Annotated in this window: 15 protein-coding genes, 1 tRNA gene and 2 pseudogenes; 9 read left to right on the top strand and 9 right to left on the bottom strand. The window is 71.5% G+C overall.

Features of this window, described 5'->3' with window-relative positions:
• The first annotated feature begins 312 nt into the window (after positions 1 to 312).
• Positions 313 to 1,602: an SAM-dependent methyltransferase gene (locus BM536_RS14365; protein WP_073498589.1), complete on the top strand. Its 1,290-nt coding sequence runs from the start codon at positions 313 to 315 to the stop codon at positions 1,600 to 1,602.
• A 66-nt stretch (positions 1,603 to 1,668) separates the two neighbouring features.
• Here the strand turns inward: BM536_RS14365 and BM536_RS14360 are convergent, their stop codons facing one another.
• Complete coding sequence (locus BM536_RS14360) at positions 1,669 to 4,197, bottom strand: ABC transporter permease (RefSeq protein WP_073498577.1); 2,529 nt, start codon at positions 4,195 to 4,197, stop codon at positions 1,669 to 1,671.
• A 96-nt stretch (positions 4,198 to 4,293) separates the two neighbouring features.
• Positions 4,294 to 5,064, bottom strand: coding sequence for an ABC transporter ATP-binding protein (locus tag BM536_RS14355; protein ID WP_073498579.1), 771 nt, complete (start codon positions 5,062 to 5,064; stop codon positions 4,294 to 4,296).
• A 392-nt stretch (positions 5,065 to 5,456) separates the two neighbouring features.
• Here BM536_RS14355 and BM536_RS14345 point away from each other — a divergent pair.
• The 3 genes from BM536_RS14345 to BM536_RS14335 all read left to right on the top strand — a co-directional run bounded on the left by BM536_RS14345 (position 5,457) and on the right by BM536_RS14335 (position 8,065).
• A tRNA-Leu gene (locus tag BM536_RS14345) sits at positions 5,457 to 5,539 on the top strand.
• Positions 5,540 to 5,739: 200 nt separating this feature from the next.
• The gene (locus BM536_RS14340; RefSeq protein WP_073498581.1) at positions 5,740 to 6,915 is read left to right on the top strand and encodes a 4-hydroxybenzoate 3-monooxygenase; all 1,176 of its coding nucleotides are present in this window, start codon (positions 5,740 to 5,742) and stop codon (positions 6,913 to 6,915) included.
• A 247-nt stretch (positions 6,916 to 7,162) separates the two neighbouring features.
• Positions 7,163 to 8,065, top strand: coding sequence for a Bax inhibitor-1/YccA family membrane protein (locus BM536_RS14335; RefSeq protein WP_073498582.1), 903 nt, complete (start codon positions 7,163 to 7,165; stop codon positions 8,063 to 8,065).
• A gap of 106 nt (positions 8,066 to 8,171) precedes the next feature.
• Here the strand turns inward: BM536_RS14335 and BM536_RS14330 are convergent, their stop codons facing one another.
• Positions 8,172 to 8,402 carry a DUF4287 domain-containing protein gene (locus tag BM536_RS14330; RefSeq protein ID WP_073498584.1) on the bottom strand — a complete coding sequence of 77 codons (231 nt, stop codon included), beginning with the start codon at positions 8,400 to 8,402 and terminating at the stop codon, positions 8,172 to 8,174.
• A gap of 104 nt (positions 8,403 to 8,506) precedes the next feature.
• On the opposite strand from BM536_RS14330, the gene BM536_RS14325 reads away from it, so the two are divergent.
• Positions 8,507 to 8,818: a hypothetical protein gene (locus BM536_RS14325; RefSeq protein ID WP_245873497.1), complete on the top strand. Its 312-nt coding sequence runs from the start codon at positions 8,507 to 8,509 to the stop codon at positions 8,816 to 8,818.
• Between the two features lie 42 nt (positions 8,819 to 8,860).
• On the opposite strand, the gene BM536_RS14320 is transcribed toward BM536_RS14325, so the two are convergent.
• From BM536_RS14320 to BM536_RS14310, 3 genes and pseudogenes are all read right to left on the bottom strand, one after another.
• Positions 8,861 to 9,658 (bottom strand): hypothetical protein, encoded by a 798-nt coding sequence (locus BM536_RS14320; protein ID WP_073498586.1) that lies wholly within the window; start codon positions 9,656 to 9,658, stop codon positions 8,861 to 8,863.
• A gap of 303 nt (positions 9,659 to 9,961) precedes the next feature.
• Positions 9,962 to 11,182 (bottom strand): acetyl-CoA C-acetyltransferase, encoded by a 1,221-nt coding sequence (locus BM536_RS14315; RefSeq protein WP_073498588.1) that lies wholly within the window; start codon positions 11,180 to 11,182, stop codon positions 9,962 to 9,964.
• A gap of 205 nt (positions 11,183 to 11,387) precedes the next feature.
• Positions 11,388 to 12,361 (bottom strand): annotated as a pseudogene (locus tag BM536_RS14310) (SGNH/GDSL hydrolase family protein); the annotation flags it as partial.
• Between the two features lie 149 nt (positions 12,362 to 12,510).
• Between BM536_RS14310 and BM536_RS14305 the strand changes: the two are divergent.
• On the top strand, positions 12,511 to 13,902 hold the full coding sequence (locus BM536_RS14305) for a cystathionine beta-synthase (protein WP_073496653.1): 1,392 nt from the start codon (positions 12,511 to 12,513) through the stop codon (positions 13,900 to 13,902).
• Positions 13,903 to 14,307: 405 nt separating this feature from the next.
• Here the strand turns inward: BM536_RS14305 and BM536_RS14300 are convergent.
• A pseudogene (locus tag BM536_RS14300) lies at positions 14,308 to 15,152 on the bottom strand (helix-turn-helix transcriptional regulator).
• A 157-nt stretch (positions 15,153 to 15,309) separates the two neighbouring features.
• Here BM536_RS14300 and BM536_RS14295 point away from each other — a divergent pair.
• The gene (locus BM536_RS14295) at positions 15,310 to 16,068 is read left to right on the top strand and encodes an SDR family oxidoreductase (RefSeq protein WP_094103007.1); all 759 of its coding nucleotides are present in this window, start codon (positions 15,310 to 15,312) and stop codon (positions 16,066 to 16,068) included.
• A gap of 17 nt (positions 16,069 to 16,085) precedes the next feature.
• On the opposite strand, the gene BM536_RS14290 is transcribed toward BM536_RS14295, so the two are convergent.
• Both BM536_RS14290 and BM536_RS42810 read right to left on the bottom strand, forming a co-directional pair.
• Positions 16,086 to 16,511, bottom strand: coding sequence for a hypothetical protein (locus tag BM536_RS14290; protein WP_073496660.1), 426 nt, complete (start codon positions 16,509 to 16,511; stop codon positions 16,086 to 16,088).
• Positions 16,512 to 16,573: 62 nt separating this feature from the next.
• On the bottom strand, positions 16,574 to 16,819 hold the full coding sequence (locus tag BM536_RS42810) for a hypothetical protein (protein WP_073496649.1): 246 nt from the start codon (positions 16,817 to 16,819) through the stop codon (positions 16,574 to 16,576).
• Between the two features lie 142 nt (positions 16,820 to 16,961).
• Between BM536_RS42810 and BM536_RS14280 the strand changes: the two genes are divergently transcribed.
• Entirely contained in the window at positions 16,962 to 18,479 is a 1,518-nt protein-coding gene (locus BM536_RS14280) for an aromatic amino acid ammonia-lyase (RefSeq protein ID WP_094103005.1), read from the top strand.
• Positions 18,476 to 19,405, top strand: a complete 930-nt coding sequence (locus tag BM536_RS14275; protein ID WP_245873496.1) for a MurR/RpiR family transcriptional regulator — start codon at positions 18,476 to 18,478, stop codon at positions 19,403 to 19,405. Before BM536_RS14280 ends, BM536_RS14275 begins: the two co-directional genes overlap by 4 nt.
• The last annotated feature ends 95 nt before the right edge of the window (positions 19,406 to 19,500 follow it).

Raw genomic sequence — 19,500 nt, 5'->3', positions numbered from 1 at the left:
GTCCGGGGTCCGGGGTTCGGCCCTCGGGATCCGGGGCGGAGCCCCGTGGCGGTGATCGTCGACCCGCCGAGTGGGGTGGGTCGGTGGGCGGGACCGGGGTCCGGGGCGGAGCCCCGTGGGGGTGATCGTCACCCGCCGTGTTGGGCGGGTCGGTGGGTGGGACCGGGGTCCGGGGCGGGGCCCCGTGGTGGGACGACACACCGGTTCGGATGGTTTGCACCGACATAACCCCCGCAGGGGACTGCGTTACGGCCTCGGTGGTGTTTACGTGGTGCAAGGACATCCGGGATCACCGTCACGGAGGTGTGCACCATGGCAGACGCCGCGCCGCGGCTCCATGCCCTCGTCCGACAATTGCTGGAAGCGCCTTTCCCGGTGCGGGTCCGGGCCTGGGACGGCTCGCTGGCCGGGCCGCCCGACGCGCCGACCCTCGTCGTACGCAACCGCAGAGCCATCCGCCGGCTCCTCTTCAAACCGGGTGAGCTGGGTCTTGCCCGCGCCTGGGTCTCCGGTGACCTGGACGTCGAGGGCGACCTCTACCAGGCCCTCGACCTGATCTCCGGCCAGGTCTGGCACCGCGACGACCACGCCCGCAGCCTCACCGAGGCCCTGCGCGATCCCGGCTTCCGCGCCGCGGTCCGCGGTCTGCTGAAGCTCGCCGGACCCCCACTGCCGCCCGCCCCGCCCCCCGAGGAGGTCAGACGCACGACCCACCTGCACACCCGCCATTCCGACCGGCGGGCGATCAGCCACCACTACGACGTCGGCAACGACTTCTACGAGATCGTCCTCGGCCCGTCCATGGTGTACTCCTGCGCCTACTGGGAGTCGGCCGACAGCACCCTCGAGGACGCCCAGCGCGACAAGCTGGAACTGGTCTGCCGCAAGCTCGCGCTGACGCCGGGTCAACGCCTGCTGGACGTGGGGTGCGGCTGGGGCTCGATGGCGATCCACGCCGCCCGCGAGCACGAGGTGAGCGTCGTCGGCATCACCCTCTCCCAGGAGCAGGCGGCGTACGCCCGTAAGCGCGTCGCGGACGCCGGCCTCACCGACCGCGTCGAGATCCGCGTCCAGGACTACCGGGACGTCGCCGACGGGCCGTACGACGCGATCTCCTCCATCGGCATGGCCGAGCATGTCGGCGCCGACAAGTACCTGGAGTACGCAGGCGTCCTGCACGCCCTCCTCAAGCCCGGCGGCCGGCTGCTCAACCATCAGATCGCCCGCCGCCCCCATCGCGACGAGACCGCCTACGAGATCAACGAGTTCATCGACGCCTACGTCTTCCCGGACGGCGAACTCGCGGCTCTCGGCTCCACCGTCACCCAGCTCGAACGGGCCGGCTTCGAGGTCCGTGACGTGGAGTCGATCCGCGAGCACTACGCCCTCACCCTGCGCCGCTGGGTGTCCCGGCTGGAGGACGACTGGAGCCGGGCCGTGCAGCTGACCAGTGCGGGCCGGGCCCGTGTCTGGCGCCTGTACATGGCGGCTTCCGCGCTCGCCTTCGAGCACCACCGCATCGGTGTCAACCAGGTCCTGGCCGTCCGTACCCCGCCCTCCGGCGCCTCCGGCCTGCCCCTGCGCTCCCGCACCTGGAACTGAGCCGGCCGCCGGACAGCGCAAGGGGCCCCGTCGACGTACCCGACGGGGCCCCTGACCAGCCCGCTCCTACTCGGACTTGATGGCCGCCAGCACGTTCAGCCGGGCCGCCCGCCGCGCCGGCCAGAGCGCCGCGAGGACACCCACCGCGGCGGCCAGTGCGAGGAACACGGCCATCCGGGCCCACGGCAGGACGAGTTCGTACGTCGGCATCGACGTGCCGATCAGCTCACCGGCCGCCCAGCCGAAGAACATGCCGAGCCCGATGCCGAGCACCCCGCCGAACAGCGCGATGACGAGCGACTCCAGCCGCACCATCCGCTTCACCGCCCGCCGGTCCAACCCGATGGCCCGCAGCATGCCGATCTCCTGCGAGCGCTCGAACACCGACATGGCCAGCGTGTTGATGACGCCGAGCACCGCGACGATCACGGCCATCGCGAGCAGGCCGTAGAGCATGTTCAGCATCAGCGTGAACATCTGCGCGATCTCGTCGGAGAGGTCCTGCTTGCTCTGGACCTTGATGGCCGGGTTGGCGCCGAGGGCCTTCTCCAGCCTGTCCTTCGTCGCGTCCGAGGCGCCGCCGGACGTCTTGACCATGATCTGCATGTCGGTCGGGTCGTCCTGGTGCGGGGCGAGGGCGGTGTTGTCCAGGATGATGCCCTGGATCATCTCGTTGCCCTGGTAGACCCCGGCGACCGTGAGCCGCTGCTTCTTCCCGTCCTCGTAGGCCACCGTGAAGTCCGAACCGGCCTGCCAGCCGTGCGACGCGGCGGTGTCGTCGTCGACGACGACCTTGGTGCCGCCGACCGCGAAGGAGCCGTCGTCGAGCGTGAGGTCGGTCAGCTCCCCGATGGCGGAACCGGTGACGCCCGTGACGTACTCGGTCCGTCCGTCGATGCGGGCGGGCGCGTTGCGCAGCGGGCTGGTGACGGTCACCCCGTCGGTCGCCCTGAGCTTCTTCTCGACGTCCGGGGAAAGCTCGTTGCCGTTGGCCATCGACACGACGTAGTCGGCCTTGATCGCCGTGGACGCCATCTTGTCGATCGACTTCTGGAGGCTGCCCGCCATCACCGTCATGCCGGTGATCAGGGTGAGGCCGACCATCAGCGCGGAGGCCGTGGCGGCCGTACGGCGCGGGTTGCGCACCGCGTTCTGCCGGGCGAGCTTGCCGGACACCCCGAAGATCCGCAGGACCGGCGAGGCGGCCGCGATCAGCGGCCGGGACAGCAGCGGGGTCAGCACGAACACGCCGATGACGAGCAGGACCGCGCCGAGCCCCATGGGGGCCTGGCCGTCCGAACCGCTCATGGTGGTGGCCGCGAGGACCACCGCGATGCCCGCCGCCGAGAGCAGGGCGCCGATGGTGTTGCGCAGTACCAGCGACTTGGCGGACGCCGTGGCGTGCACACTGCTCATCGCGGCGACCGGCGCGATCTTCGCGGCCCGGCGGCCGGGCAGCCAGGCCGCGAGCATGGTGATGACGACGCCGACGACGAGGGCGGTCGCGACCGTGCCGGGCGAGACGACCAGTGGACCGTCGGGGACGGTCGCGCCCAGGCCGCCCATCAGCGAGCGCATTCCGGCGCCGATGCCGACGCCGGCGACCAGTCCCGTCACACCGGCGGCCGTACCGACCACGAACGCCTCGATCAGCACCGACCGGGTCACCTGCCGGCGGGAGGCGCCGACCGCGCGCAGCAGCGCCAGCTCCTTGGTGCGCTGGGCGACCAGCATGGTGAAGGTGTTGGCGATGATGAAGGTGCCGACGAAGAGCGCGATGCCGGCGAAGACCAGCAGGCCCTGCCGCAGTCCGCTGGTCGAGGCGGAGATCATCTCCGCCTGGTACTCGGCGAGCTGCTCCCCGGTGGTGGTCTCGACCAGGTCCTTCGGCAGCGCCTTGTCGAGGGCGGCCTTCAGCGCGGTCTGCGAGGTGCCGGCGGCGGCCTTCACGTCGATCTCGTCGTACGTGCCGGTCTTGCCGAACAACCGCTGGGCGGTGGCCGTGTCGAACAGGGTGAGGCTGCCGCCCGCGGCGACGTTGCCGTCGTCGGTGGTGAAGATGCCGGTGATCTCCGGGCTGAGGACGGGGCCGTCCACCGAGAGGCGCACGGTGTCCCCGACCTCGTAACCGGCCCGCCGGGCGGTCTCGGAGTCGAGGGCGATCTGGCCGGGACCCCGCGGGGCGGTGCCCTCCTTCAGCGTGTACCGGGGGTCCTTGTCGCCCCAGTAGTTCCCGCCCTGTGACTGGAAGCCGCCACCGACGAGCTTGCCGTCCTTGTCGGCGATCGCGGTGAAACCGCGGACCACGCCGATGGCGGACTTGGCGCCGGGAACCTCGGCACTCCGGTCGAGCAGGGCCTGGGTCAGCTCGGTCGTCCGGCCGATGCGGTCGCCCTCGTCCTCCTGGGACTCGGCCGTGACGGCGACGTCGACCTGGTCGAACCCCTTGGCGGAACTCTTCTGGAAGGCTTCGGAGATGGTGTTGGTGAAGACCAGGGTTCCCGACACGAAGGCCACGCCGAGCATCACGGCGAGCACGGTCATCAGGAGCCGGGCCTTGTGCGCGAGGACGTTGCGCAAGGCGGTACGGAACATGGGTTCTTTTCTTCTCGGTCGTGCCGGGGCTGTCGGTCCCGCCGGGCTGTCCTGCCGGGCCGTCAGCCGTCCCGGCCGTGTCGTCCGGACCGGGGATCAGCTGGTGCGGCCCTTGGCGTCGAACTGCTTCATCCGGTCGAGCACGGACTCGGCGGTCGGTCCGTACACCTCGTCGACGATCCGGCCGTCCGCGAGGAACACGACCCGGTCCGCGTACGCCGCGGCCACCGGGTCGTGCGTCACCATGACGACCGTCTGGCCCAGCTCGCGCACGGAGTTGCGCAGGAAGCCGAGCACTTCGGCACCCGACCGGGAGTCGAGGTTTCCGGTCGGCTCGTCACCGAAGACGATGTCCGGCCGGGAGGCCAGGGCGCGGGCGACGGCGACGCGCTGCTGCTGACCGCCGGAGAGCTGCGAGGGGCGGTGGCGCAGCCGGTCGGCCAGTCCGACCATCCGGATGACGTTGTCCAGCCACTCCTTGTCCGGCTTGCGGCCGGCGATGTCCATCGGGAGGGTGATGTTCTCCAGGGCGTTCAGGGTGGGCAGCAGGTTGAACGCCTGGAAGATGAACCCGATCTTGTCCCGGCGCAACTTGGTGAGCTGCTTGTCCTTCAGGGAGCCCAGTTCGGTGTCGCCGATGCGCACGGAGCCGGAGGAGAAGGTGTCCAGCCCCGCCACGCAGTGCATCAGCGTGGACTTGCCGGAGCCGGAGGGGCCCATGATCGCGGTGAACTCGGCCTGCCGGAAATCGACGGAGACCCGGTCGAGGGCGACCACCTGCGTCTCGCCCTGTCCGTAGATCTTCGAGAGATCCGTGGCACGTGCGGCCACGGCGGTGGTCCGGTCGGCGAGGGGCGTGGTGGTCACGGAGGTGCTCCTGTCGGGACGACGGTGTTGTGCGTTTCGGGGTCCGTACCATCGTCTCGGCCGCCCGGCGCCGTGTAGTCAGCCGCTGTTCCGGTTCCGAGGGGCGACTTCGGAGTGACCGCCGGCCGCCGTGTCATACCAGGGGATGACCCGCGTCCCTGAGGGGCCGTTCGTCGAGAACCGGTGGAGCACCCTCGTTCGGACGGTGAAATTCCGTCATTCCGTGTACACCGGCCGATGCCGCGGATGAGGCTGTTGGCATGTGCGGATGGCCAGTTCCGGGGCTGATGCTCCCTCAGGCCTCAATAAAATAAGACAACATGGGGTTGCCCGGCCCCTGTTGGCGCGCCGCCTCCCGATAGGCTCGAACCTCGACGCGGAGCCCATGGCCTGCCCGGATGGTGGAATGCAGACACGGCGAGCTTAAACCTCGCTGCCCCTCGCGGGCGTACCGGTTCAAGTCCGGTTCCGGGCACCTCCCGTCTTGTGACGGCTCGTCGTTCGCCGGTCCTCCACCGAGCGCCCCACGTCCTCCGGTCCGACCCGTTGACACCTGGTGAACACGCGCGCAGACTCACGTCCGACAAGAGTGAAGGAAACTTCACCACGCGAACACCGCGTACTCCGTCACTCGGACACCGCGTGGCGATGACGCCCGTCTGAAGGGAACGCCCGATGCGCACCACCGTCGGCATCATCGGCGCCGGCCCCGCCGGCCTCCTCCTCGCCCGCCTGCTGCGCAACGCCGGGATCGACTCCGTCGTCCTGGAGAGCCGCGACCGGGGCTACGTCGAGCAGCGCCAGCGCGCCGGGATCCTGGAGCAAGGCACGGCGGACGTCCTGCGCGCGGCCGGCGCCGGGGAGCGCCTGGACCGTGAGGGCCTGCGCCACGACGGGATCGAACTGCGCTACGACCGCAAACGCCATCGCGTCGACTTCCCCGCCCTCACCGGAGGCCGGTCGGTCACGGTCTACGCCCAGACCGAGGTGTGCAAGGACCTCATCGCCCTCCAGCTGAAGGAGGGTGGCCCGCTGCTGTTCGAGGCGGAGGCGCTCGCCGTCGAGGGCGCCGACACCGACCACCCCCACGTGCGGTTCCGGCACGACGGGCGGGAGGGCGTCCTCGACTGCGCCTACGTCGTCGGCTGCGACGGCTTCTGGGGCGTCTCCCGTACGGCGATCCCCGCCGAACTGACCCGCGGCTTCGAGCGCGTGTACCCCTTCGGCTGGCTCGGCGTCCTCGCCGACGTGCCGCCCTCGCACGACGAGCTGGTCTACGCCCGTCACGACCGCGGCTTCGCCCTGCTGTCCATGCGCTCCCCCGTGGTGTCCCGGCTCTACCTCCAGGTGCCCGAGGGCACGGACGCCGAGGCCTGGAGCGACGAGGAGATCTGGGCCGAGCTGGAGCGCCGCTTCGAGACCGACGACGACTGGACGCTGGAGCGCGGCCCGATCACCCAGAAGTCGGTCACCCCCATGCGCTCCTACGTCCACGAGCCCATGCGGCACGGCCGCCTCTTCCTGGCCGGTGACGCGGCTCACATCGTGCCGCCGACCGGTGCCAAGGGCCTGAACCTGGCCGTCGGCGACGTCGTCACCTTCGCCCGCGCCCTCGTCCACGAGCGGGAGACGGGTTCGGCGGAGCTGCTGGACGCCTACTCGCAGACCTGCCTGCGCCGGGTCTGGCAGGCCGAGCGGTTCTCCTACGACATGACGACCCTCCTGCACCGGGTCCCCGGCGCCTCCCCCTTCGAGGAGCGTCTTCAGCTGGCCCGCCTGGAGCGCATCGCCTCCTCCCGGGCCGCCGAGACCGACCTGGCCGAGGGCTACACGGGTTTCCCCTTCGGGTGACGCCGCGCCGCGCGCGACGGGCGATGTAGGGGCGGCGTCAGCGGGGGATCACCGGTCGGTCCCGGACGCGTACCGGGTTGGTCAGGAATGAGGTGCGCCACCGCGGGGAATCAGAGATCGACGTAGCGTGTTGTGGACCATGGCAAGGGAAAGATCCTCCCCAAGCACTAGGGTCATTCCTTTGCCTACCTATTACTCTTGAGCCAAGGCCGCGCTATGTGGCCATGTGTGGCCATGGAGGAGTGAAATGAGGAGCAGAAACCCGGTCTTCTCGCGACGGGGGTTCAGCCGCGACAACGGCTACGCGGGCTTCAACGCCGCGCCGCAGGCCGGGGGTCCCGCCGTCGGCACGCAGCAGGGCAACCCGTACGCGCAGGGCGGCACGTCCGCTCAGCCGACCGGCAACCCCTACGCGCAGAACCCGTACGCCCAGCAGGGCGCACCGCAGGCCCCGGTCACCACCGGCGGCGTCATGACCATGGACGACGTGGTCGCGCGCACCGCGACGACGCTCGGCACCGTGGTCGTCACCGCCGTGCTGTCCTGGTTGCTGCTGCCCGTCGACGAGGCGAACCTCAACAAGTCCTACGGCATCGCCATCGGCGCCGGACTGGTCGCGATGGTGCTGGCGCTCGTCCAGTCCTTCAAGCGCCGTCCGATGCCCGCGCTGATCCTTTCGTACGCCGCCCTCGAGGGCGTCTTCCTCGGCGTGATCTCCAGCGCGGTGTCCACGTACATCGCGGACGGGGTCGTCGCCCAGGCCGTGCTCGGCACGATGGCGGTCTTCGCCGGCGTGCTCGTGGCGTACAAGGCGGGCTGGATCCGCGTCAACCGCCGCTTCTACGGCTTCGTGATGGCGGCCGCGCTCGGCTTCGTACTGCTGATGGCGGTGAACCTGCTGTTCAGCGTCTTCGGCGGCGGTGACGGCCTCGGCTTCCGCAGCGGCGGCCTCGGCATCATGTTCGGAGTCATCGGCATCATCCTCGGTGCCTGCTTCCTCGCCCTGGACTTCAAGCAGGTCGAGGACGGCATCGCCTACGGCGCCCCCCGCGAGGAGGCCTGGCTCGCCGCCTTCGGCCTCACGCTGACCCTGGTGTGGATCTACCTGGAGTTCCTGCGACTCCTGTCCATCCTCAACAGCAGCGACTGACGCCAGTCGCCTCGGCAGATCGCGCCGACGCCACGAAGGGCCCCGGGTCACCCCGGGGCCCTTCGGCGTGTGCGGGTCCGGTGTGGTGTCTGTCGTGAGGCGCGCGCTACAGGAGTTTGCGCGCGGCCCTCCTCAGGTCGTACTCGTGGACGATCGCCTTCGCGTGGCCGTACGCGAGGTTGTGCTCGTGGCGGAGCCAGCTCACCTTCTCCTCGAAGCGGAAGAGGGAGGGGCCTTCTTCTACGGTGCGGAGCCAGTCGGCGACTTCACGACCGGTGCAATGGGGGATGCGGGCGAGCATGTTGCGGTGGGTCTCCTCGGAGAGGACGTGGGACATCGGCGCCTCCGGACGCAAAGGGGATGTAAGCCGGTCCTTCAGGTCACCGTGCCTGAGCGTTCGCCCGTTGGCAACAGTGCCGGTACGGCGCGTACGCTCGCGGCGTGCTGGATACCAAGCGTCTGACGCAGGCCGTGGATCACTTCGCCGACCGGTTGCGGGCGGCTCCGCAGAGTCGGCTTCAGCGGGGTGCCGCGGCGGAGGCACTGGGGCTGGCCAGGGAGTTCGCCCGGCGCGCCCAGATCGCGGAGGCGCCCGGAGCGGAGCCCCGGGAGATGCCCGACGCGGGGATGTTCGCCGCCGCCGACCAGATCACCGTGGCCGTGCACGACTTGGCCCTCGTCCTCACGGACGAGGGCCAGATCGACGAGGCCGTGCGCCTGGTCGAGGAGGCGCAGAAGCGGGCGGGGGTCTGAGGGGACGGGGGCCGGGGGTCGGGTCCGCCCGTCGGGGGCGCGTCAGAGGCTGGCTATGACCCGGTCCGCCAGGATGTAGACGCTCTCCTCGCCGCAGGCGAAGGTCAGGGCGTACGCGCCCGAGATGCCCGAGCCCCCCAGCAGATACGGCGTCTCGCCGGCCGTGAGGGCCTGGGCGAGGCGGTCAGCGGTCTCCCGGTGGCCCGGGGTCATGCACAGGGTGGTGCCGTCGGCGAAGACGTAGACGTCGAGGGTGCCGAGCGGGCCGGGCCGCACATCGGTCAGCTCGACGCGGTCGGCGGCGAGTTCCTCCAGTGCGGTCACCGTACGCTCGTGGTCGTTGACGACCGGTGACTGGACGGGCACGAAGTCCGGGTGGGAGGGGTGCCTGCGGCGGGCCGCGGCCAGCTCGGGGGAGTCCCCGGCGAACTCGTCGGCGTCCGCGGACGGCTCGGTCACCGGCTCGAGCGGCTCCAGACCGACGAAATCGGCCTGCCTGGGCAGGAACAGCTCGCTGTCCGGCAGACCCAGCAGTGAGGGCGCGTCGGAGGCGTCACGGGCCTCCTGGGCGGCCCAGAAGGCGCGCGCCTCGGCCAGCTCCCGCTCCCGCTCCTCGGCGAGGGCCTCGGCCACCGCCGCGCGTATCTCATCCGTGTCGGCCGTCGTGCGGGCGGCCGGAACGAAACCGCGCGGCCCGGCGGCGGTCCCGGCGGTCTCCGCGAGCTGCGTGTGCAGGGCCGCGACCTGGCGGCGCAGCTGCAACAGGGTGCGCAGGACGGCGACGCCCACGGCGCCCGTGGCGGCCGTGGTGACCAGCAAGGCGATCGGCATGGCGCTCACTGACGTACTCCCGGTTCAAAGTCGACCCCCGACTTCCTACATCAGCTTGAAGGGCGGACTATCCAGCTGTCAGTGCGTAACGTCACGAAACGGGCAGGAGATTTGGCCCGGCATCATGTGGTGAAACGACTCTGAGCTGCGTAAATCCCTCCTGGGAGGGAGATAGGTCACATCCTGGGGGAGATTGGATCACAAAACGGCCCGGAATCCAGGTGCTTCCCAGACTCCGGGCGTCTGCTCACGCTGGGTGCCCCGACGGCTACCGAGAGGTCACCGACGGGGCCGCCGTGCGACTCCCGCGACTCAGCTGAGGCGCTCGATGACCATCGCCATGCCCTGGCCGCCGCCGACGCACATCGTCTCCAGGCCGAACTGCTTGTCGTGGAACTGGAGGGAGTTGATGAGCGTGCCGGTGATGCGGGCGCCGGTCATGCCGAACGGGTGTCCCACGGCGATCGCGCCGCCGTTCACGTTCAGCTTCTCCAGCGGGATGCCGAGGTCGCGGTAGGAGGGGATCACCTGGGCGGCGAACGCCTCGTTGATCTCGACCAGATCGATGTCGTCGATCGTCAGGCCGGCCCGGCGCAGGGCCTGGTTGCTCGCGTCGACCGGGCCGAGGCCCATGATCTCGGGGGAGAGACCGGAGACACCGGTGGACACGATGCGGGCGAGCGGGGTGAGACCCAGCTCGCGGGCCTTCGTGTCGCTCATGATGACGAGCGCGGCGGCGCCGTCGTTCAGGGGGCAGCAGTTGGCGGCCGTGACCATGCCGTCGGGGCGGAAGACCGGCTTCAGGCCCGCCACGCCCTCCATCGTGACGCCGGCGCGCGGGCCGTCGTCCTTGCTGACCACCGTGCCGTCGGGGGTGGTGACCGGGGTGATCTCGCGCTCCCAGAAACCGTTCTTGATGGCTTCCTCGGCGAGGTTCTGCGAACGGACGCCGAACTCGTCCATCTCCTGGCGGGTGACGCCCTTGAGGCGGGCCAGGTTCTCGGCGGTCTGGCCCATCGAGATGTAGGCGTCCGGGACGACGCCGTCCTCGCGCGGGTCGTGCCAGGTGGTGCCCTCCTGCTCGGCGACGGCCGCGGTGCGGGCCTCCGCCTCGGCGAAGAACGGGTTGTGCGTGTCGGGCAGGCTGTCGGAGTTGCCCTTCACGAACCGGGAGACGGTCTCGACGCCGGCCGAGATGAAGACGTCGCCCTCGCCGGCCTTGATGGCGTGCAGGGCCATGCGGCTCGTCTGGACGGACGAGGAGCAGTAGCGGGTCACCGTGCAGCCGGGCAGGTGGTCCATGCCCATCTGTACGGCGACGATGCGGCCGAGGTTGTTGCCCTGCTCGCCGCCGGGGAGGCCGCAGCCGAGCATCAGGTCGTCGATGTCCCTCGGGTCCAGCTCGGGGACCTTCGCGAGGGCGGCCTGGATGATGGTGGCGGTGAGGTCGTCCGGGCGCAGGTCCTTGAGGGAGCCCTTGAAGGCGCGGCCGATGGGGGAGCGGGCGGTCGACACGATGACGGCTTCGGGCATCACGGCTCCATTGGCGTACGGGGGTGGTTTTCCGGGTGGCAATCCCGGCGGGACCTGACTGGAAGTTACCCCTACGTATGGGCCAGGTCACTGGTGTGGTGGTGTGACCCTGGCCCGCAGTTTCCCAAGCGCTTGCTTTTTCGCCCTCCCGCCGCCCCCTCCCGTCCCCTCGCCGAGGGCTGCGCCCGGGACGCGGCGCGCCGCCGCGCTTGAGGAGGGCCCAGGGCCCCCTGGGCCGGTCGGCATGGCCGCCGTGACCTCCGTGCCCGCCTCCGCCGCCGCCTCCGCCGCCGCCCGGGCCACCGGGAGGAAGCCCTCGCGGCGGGAGACGTCGGGGCGCTCCTCCTCCGCCGGCCACAGGCCCAGCGCCGCGCACACCGTCGGCAGGACCGCCATCGCCGCCGTGGCGTAGCCCTCCGCCGAGGGGTGGTAGTGGTCCGGGCCGAACAGCTCGCCCGGGTTCGCCTCGAACTCGGGGCCCAGCAGGTCGCCCAGTGACACCGTGCGCCCGCCCTGCCCGACGACGCCGATCGTCTGGGCGGCCGCCAGCTGGCGGGACGCCCGTCTGGCGAGCCATCGCAGGGGCTGTCCCACGGGCTCGATCGTGCCGAGGTCGGGACAGGTGCCGACGACCACTTCGGCGCCGGCCGTGCGCAGCCGTCGTACCGCCGCCGAGAGGTGACGTACCGAGCGGGTCGGGGGCATGCGGTGGGTGACGTCGTTCGCGCCGATCATGATCACGCAGACGTCGGGCACCGGGCCGGTGCCGCCCACGACGAGCGCGACCTGTCGGTCGAGGTCGTCGGAGCGGGCACCGGGCAGTGCCACGTTCCGCAGCTCCACCGGCCGCTCGGAGACCGCCGCGAGCCCCGAGGCCAGCAGCGCGCCCGGTGTCTGCCCCGCCCGGTGCACGCCCTGGCCCGCCGCCGTGGAGTCGCCCAGCAGCGTCAGGTACAGGGGTTCCACTCCGGGGCCGGGGGAGTCGTAGACGCGGCCGTAGAGGCCGTCCGCCCGGGGGACGTGCGGGTGTGTGCCGTTGCCGACCTGGCGCCGGGCCAGCCGCATCTCCGTCAGTACCAGCCCGACGGCCGCCGCTCCGGCCAGCCCGATGCCGCCGCCGCCGTAGGCGGCCCCGGCCGCGATGCGTCGGGCCACTCGTGCCCTGGACATGCTCGTCATGCCTCGCCGCCACCTCCTCGTGTCCGTACATCCACTCCTTGCCCCGTACGGACGGTCGGCCAATCTCAACGGGGAGTGAACGTCCCGGCCGGGGTCGTAGGCTGGCGTGACCACTACGACCACTGTTTTGCAAGCAACCGGAGACAACGGTGCAATTCCACGACTCGATGATCAGCCTCGTCGGCAACACCCCGCTGGTGAAGCTCAACAGCGTGACCAAGGGCATCCAGGCGACCGTCCTGGCCAAGGTGGAGTACTTCAACCCGGGCGGTTCCGTGAAGGACCGCATCGCCCTGCGCATGATCGAGGCGGCGGAGGAGAGCGGCGCGCTCGGGCCGGGTGGCACGATCGTCGAGCCCACCAGCGGAAACACCGGCGTCGGGCTGGCCATCGTGGCGCAGCAGAAGGGGTACAAGTGCATCTTCGTGTGCCCCGACAAGGTGAGCACCGACAAGATCAACGTGCTGCGGGCGTACGGCGCCGAGGTCGTCGTCTGCCCGACCGCGGTGGACCCCGAACACCCGGACTCCTACTACAACGTCTCCGACCGGCTGGTCCGTGAGACGCCCGGCGCGTGGAAGCCCGACCAGTACTCCAACCCCCACAACCCGCTGTCGCACTATCACTCCACCGGCCCCGAGCTGTGGGAGCAGACGGAGGGGCGGATCACCCACTTCGTCACGGGTGTGGGCACGGGCGGCACCATCTCCGGCACCGGCCGCTACCTGAAGGACGCCAGCGAGGGCCGTGTGCGGGTCGTCGGCGCGGACCCCGAGGGTTCCGTGTACTCGGGCGGCTCCGGGCGGCCGTACCTCGTCGAGGGTGTCGGTGAGGACTTCTGGCCGAGCGCCTACGACCGGACCGTCGCCGACGAGATCGTCGCCGTGTCCGACAAGGACTCCTTCCAGATGACCCGTCGGCTGGCGAAGGAGGAGGGGCTGCTGGTGGGCGGTTCCTGCGGCATGGCCGTCGTCGCCGCGCTGCGGGTCGCCGAGCGGCTCGGTCCCGACGATGTCGTCGTCGTGCTGCTGCCCGACAGCGGCCGCGGCTACCTCAGCAAGATCTTCAACGACGAGTGGATGGCCGACTACGGCTTCCTGGAGGACGAGGGCCCCAGCGCCCGCGTCGCCGACGTCCTGAGCGACAAGCAGCACGGCGCCATGCCGTCCCTCGTCCACATGCACCCCGAGGAGACCGTCGGGCAGGCCATCGAGGTCCTGCGCGAGTACGGCGTCTCGCAGATGCCCGTGGTCAAGCCCGGCGCCGGTCACCCGGACGTGATGGCCGCCGAGGTCGTCGGCTCCGTCGTCGAGCGCGAGCTGCTCGACGCCCTGTTCAGCAAGCGGGCCTCACTGGAGGACCCGCTGGAGAAGCACATGTCCGCCCCGCTGCCGCAGGTCGGCTCCGGTGAGCCGGTCGGCGACCTGATGTCCGTGCTGGGCACGGCGGACGCGGCGATCGTGCTCGTCGAGGGCAAGCCGACCGGTGTCGTCAGCCGGCAGGACCTGCTGGCATTTCTGGCCAAGGGTGGCGTGAAGTAGCTTCCGGCGTCCGGGGGCGGAACACCGGGGAAACCTGCGGTGAACCGCCCTCACCGGCGGCGAACTTCCGTTTGTCTACCGAAAGAGTGGACTTCTCGGAAGTGGTACGAGCGCGTCACGTCCGCGCAGCACACGCTTAACACGCGTCCGGCATATTCGTGGATGTCGGCAGGGCGGGAGCGGCTCCCCGCCCCACCGGCACCGAAACGGCGTCACGGACCTCCGGAGCGGCTCCCGGACCTCCACCGACGCCATGGACGCGAAGGCCTGGCCCGACCCGGCTCGCGTCCCTCGCGGGGACCGCCGTCGTCCCGCCCCCCGGTAACGGGGGGTGCGGCGGTCCCCGCGACATGTCCTTCTCCGGGCTCTCCCCGGCCTTCGGTCACCTCGGATGCCTCAGGTGCCTCAGGCGCGATCCGCGCCCACGGTCGGCGACGTCCAACTCCCCAGCAGCGCCAGCCGCTCCGCCGTCTCGGATCCCGGCTCCGGGGTGTAGACGAGCAGCGTCTGCTCCGGGTCGGCGGTGACCGCCAGCGTCTCGTACGGGAAGGTGAGCAGGCCCGCGACCGGGTGCTGGATGCGCTTCACGCCGTATGCGCACTCCGCGACCGGATGGTCCGCCCACAGGCGGCGGAAGTCCTCGCTCCTGAGGGAGAGTTCGCCGACCAGCGAGGTGAGTCCGGGGTCGTCGGCGTGCCGGCCGGCCAGCACCCGCAGGTGGGCGACGCACTGCGCGGCGACCGCGTGCCACTCGGGGTAGAAGCGCTCGCGGTGGGGTCGAGGAAGACGTGCCGGGGGATGTTGCGCTCCTCGGGGGACGTCTGCGTGTAGTGGAACACCGCGTCGGCGAGCGCGTTCCACGCCAGGATGTCCATCCGGTGGTTCATGACGAACGCCGGGGAGTGGTCCATGCCGTCGAGCAGGACCTGCACACCGGGACGGACCCGGGGCGCGGGTGCGGCCGCGCGGCCACGCTGCCTGCGGGGGCGGGCCACCGCGTGCAGATGGGCGCGCTCGGTCTCGTCCAGGCGCAGCACGCGCGCGATGGCGTCCAGGACGGCGTCGCTGACGCTCGGACCCCGGCCCTGTTCGACGCGGATGTAGTAGTCGACGCTCACTCCGGCGAGCTGTGCCACCTCCTCGCGGCGCAGGCCCGGGACGCGGCGCCGCCCGTGCGAGGGCAGGCCGACCTCCTCGGGCCGGATGCGGGCACGGCGCGAGCGCAGGAAGTCTCCGAGGTCCCCGTCCATGGGTTCGATCCTAGGGCCTGCCCGGGCGAGCGGGCCGGTCCCAGCCTGGTTCTGCCAGACCCAGGAAAAGCGCGTCCCTGGGTAGCCGCGGGGCGGGCGGCCAGTGTGGTGCGTGCCGCCGGGGAGACGCCCCGGCCGAGCTGCCGAGGAGCACCCCATGCCGTACGAGAACCTGGCCGGCCGCACCGCCGTCGTCACCGGTGCCGCCAGTGGCATCGGCGAGGCCACCGCCGTCCTGCTCGCCGCGCACGGAGCCCGCGTCGCGCTGGTCGCCCGGCGCGGGGAGCGGCTGGACGCGCTCGCCGAGAAGATCCGCGCCGACGGGGGCGAGGCCCTCGCCGTGGTCGCCGACGTCACCGACCAGGCGTCGGTGGACGCGGCCGCCGCCCGCATCCGGGACGCCTACGGCCGGGTCGACCTGGTCGTCAACAACGCCGGCGTCATGCTGGCCCACCCCGTCGCCGACGGCCGGGCCGACGAGTGGCAGCGGATGCTCGACACCAACGTCACCGGCGTCCTGCGGGTGATCCGCGCCTTCACCGCCGACCTGATCGACACGGCCGCCGAGGGCGGCACGGCCGACCTGGTCAACGTGTCGTCCGTCGCCGCGCACCTGGTGTTCCCCGACTACGCGGTGTACGGCGCCACCAAGGCCGCCGTCACCTACCTCTCGCAGGCTCTGCGCACCGAGTTCGGGCCGCGGGACGTCCGGGTCACCAACATCGAGCCGGGGCTCACCGAGACCGAACTCCTCACGCACGTCGACGCCGGGCCGGCCGGCATGGTGCGGGACATGCTCGAGTCCATCGGCGGCCTGTCGGCGCAGGAGCTGGCCGATGTCGTCGCCTACACCACCAGCCGGCCCCGGCACGTCAACCTGCGCCAGGTCATGGTGCTGCCGACCCGGCAGGCCTGAGCCGGCCCGGCCGGTGGTCAGCCCTCCCAGTCGCCGCCGCGGGCGGACTTGGGCCGCCGGCCGAACAGGGCCGGATTGATCCGGGCCGCCTGGACGACGTTGATGCCGACGATGCCCATCCAGGTCACGATGAGGCCCGGCAGGTTCGCCACGCCCGCGCCGATCGCGGACAGCGGGACCGCCAGCACCAGCGAGACGATCCCGAAGCCGAAGCGCTCGCCCCAGGAGTCGGTGGCCCCGGCCGAGCGGCCGTCGCGGGCCGACACCATCTGCTGCTCGGCGTACTGCCGGCGCACCCGGCGCTCGACCGCGCCGTCGATGCGCTGGTCGACCTTCTCCAGGAACGAGTCCACGAGTGCGGACTCGTACTCCTCGCCCAGTTCCCTGCGGGCCTGCAGAGTGGCGTTGAGTTCCTTCTTCAGCTCGGTGTCCCGCGCGTCCATGGTGGTCTCCCGTCCCGTCATTGAGTCCACGGTAGGCAGCGGACACGGCGCGGGCACTGGGGTTAGCCCCCCTGTTGATACGGGGGCCCGCCGACCGTCCGCACGGATCGGCCCGCCAGGCCGTGCTGCTTCACGTGGGGGTCCTTCTGCCGTCGCGGCAGTTCGTCCTGGAGCCGGGTGCGCACCACCGGGTCGACCGCGCCGCCGAACGGCTCGTCCATGAGCGGCACGGGCGGGCCGGTGGCGAGGGCGCGGACTGCTGTCGTGCCGTCGGGGAAGCGCTTGTGGACCGCGCCGAACTGGATCATGAGTTGTCCCTTGCCCGACTGTATGACCTCATGCAGAGTTCTCGGTGTGTGAATAGCTTGTCGACGGGGTGGTGTTGATCTGAGGTGACGGATGACCGTTGAGCAAGATCGAACGTCCGGATCTCGGGGAGTTTGGGGTTATATGTCATCTCGGACCGTGGACGCTCCGGAGACCGTGGCCGACGGAGGACCCGCCCCCGTCGTCCTGGACGGCCTCGGCCTCGGCGTCGCGGACGTCGTGCGGCTGGCCGACGGGGCCGCCCGGCCGGCCCCCGCACCCGACGCGGTGAAGCGGATGACGGACAGCTGGGACGCCGCCCGGCAGATCGCCGCGACCGGCCGCGTCTACGGCCGGTCCACCGGCGTGGGCGCCAACCGGAACGAGGACGTGCCCACCGAGGCGGCCGCCGGACACGGCCTCCGGCTGCTGCGCAGCCACGCCGGCGCCATCGGCGAGGAGCTGCCCGCCCGGCAGGTACGGGCCATGCTCGCCGTACGCGCCAACCAACTCCTCGCCGGCGGCGCCGGACTGCGGCCGACCGTCGTCAACGCCCTCTGCGAGGCGCTGGAGAGCGGCGCCCACCCCGTCGTCAACGAGTTCGGCTCCGTCGGCACCGGGGACCTCGCCGCCCTCGCGCAGCTCGGCCTCGCCCTGGTCGGCGAACACCCGTGGCGCGGAACCGGTGCCCCGCAGCCCCAGCCCCTCGACAACAACGACGCCCTCGCGCTCATCAGCAGCAACGCCCTCACCCTCGGCCAGTCCGCCCTCGCCCTGCACGAACTGCGCGGCCTCATCGCCGCCACCCAGGTCGTCGCCGCCCTCTCCCTCCTCGCCGTCGACGCTCCCACGAGGCGTACGCCGCCCCCCGTCCACCTGGCCCGGCCGCACCGCGGCTCCGCCGAGGTCGCCCGCCGCATGCGGCGGCTGATCGGCGCCGACGAACGGCCCACCCCGCCCCTCGGACGGATCCAGGACCCCTACGGCTTCCGCTGCCTGCCCCAGATCCACGGCCCCGCCCACGACGCCGCCGACGCCCTCGAGGAGGTGCTCACCATCGAGATCAACGCCGCCGCCGAGAACCCCCTCATCTCCGCCCAGGACCTCACCGCCTACCACCATGGCGGCTTCTACCAGGCCCAACTGGCCCTCGCCCTTGACCACTTCCGGCTCGCGGTGACCCAGGTGGCGCGGCTGTCCACCTCCCGGCTGTCCACGCTGAACGAGCCCGCCTACACCCGGCTGCGCCCCTTCCTCGCCGACCTCGAGCCCGCCTCCTCCGGCGTGATGATCCTCGAGTACGCCGCCGGAGCCGCCCTCGGTGACCTGCGGGCCTTCTCCGCCCCCGCCTCCCTCGGCCACGCTGTACTCTCCCGGGGCGTCGAGGAGCAGGCCAGTTTCGCCTCGCTCGCCGCCCGGCAGACACTGCGGGTCTGCGGCGCGTACCGTCTCGTCGTCGGCTGTGAACTCGTCGCCGCCGTAAGGGCGCTGCACCAGCGCGACCTCAGGCCCGAGCCCGGGCTACCGGTGGCCCGGGCACTGGAGCTGGCCGAGTCGGTGCTCGACGAGGACCAGGCCGACCGGCCGCTCACGGACGACGTGACGGCGGCGGCCCGGCTGCTGGACCGGTTCACGGACATCTGGAGGGGGAGCGAGGCATGAGGGCGGACAGGGACACGGGTACGGACGTGGGTGCGGAGACGGGCGCGGAGACGGGCGCGGAAGTCGGCGCGGGGCCCGGAACCGGGGGGTCCGCCGACAGCCCCGCCAACCGGCTCCAGGCACTCTTCGAGGGGCACCGGCTGACACCCACCCAGCGGCGCATCGCGCACAGCATGGTGCGCCGCGCCGCCGACGTCCCGTTCCTGTCCAGCGTCGAGCTGGCCGAACTGGCCGGGGTCAGTCAGCCCTCCGTCACCCGCTTCGCGGTCGCCCTCGGCTTCGACGGCTACCCGGCCCTGCGCCGGCACCTGCGCGAGGTCGCGCCCGCCGAACAGAACGCGGACTCGGCGTCGTACAACGAGTACCAGCAGGCCGTCGAGGCCGAGATCGAGAACCTCCGCCACCTTGCCGAGGTGCTCGCCGATCCGCGGCCGGTGCGCAAGGCGGGACGGCTGCTCGCGGCTTCCCGGCCGCTGCCGGTGCTCGGGCTGCGGGCCGCCGCCTCCCAGGCGTACGGCTTCGCCTACTTCGCCGCCAAGGTCCACCCGGACGTGCGGCTGCTGCACGAGGGCGGCACGATGATCCACGACCGGATCGACGCGGCCGTCCGCGCCGGCGCCTCCGCCCTGCTGTGCTTCGCGCTGCCCCGCCATCCGCGCGAGGTCGTCGACACCCTCGCCTACGCCAAGGAGGCCGGGCTGACCGTCGTGACGGTCGCCGACTCCGCGTTCGCGCCGGTCGCCAAGGTCTCCGACCTGCTGCTGCCGGCCGCCGTCGGCACCGGCCTCGCCTTCGACACCGCGTGCGCGCCGATGCTGCTCGGCCGGGTGCTGCTGGAGGCCATGTGCGACGACCTGCCCGACGCGCAGGCCCGGCTGGAGGAGTTCGACGCGAAGGCGGCGGCGCGGGGGCTGTTCGTGGAGTGAGCGCAGGTTTTCGGGGCTTCTCGCGCCGTTCTCATTGCCGTCTCACGTTCGCTCGCTAATCTGCTCGATCGGAAAAGGATGCGAGTCATCCAGGC

Source organism: Streptomyces phaeoluteigriseus, from assembly GCF_001896135.2.
In the GTDB taxonomy this organism is placed as follows: domain Bacteria; phylum Actinomycetota; class Actinomycetes; order Streptomycetales; family Streptomycetaceae; genus Streptomyces; species Streptomyces phaeoluteigriseus.
This window is presented reverse-complemented; position numbering and strand designations above follow the sequence as displayed.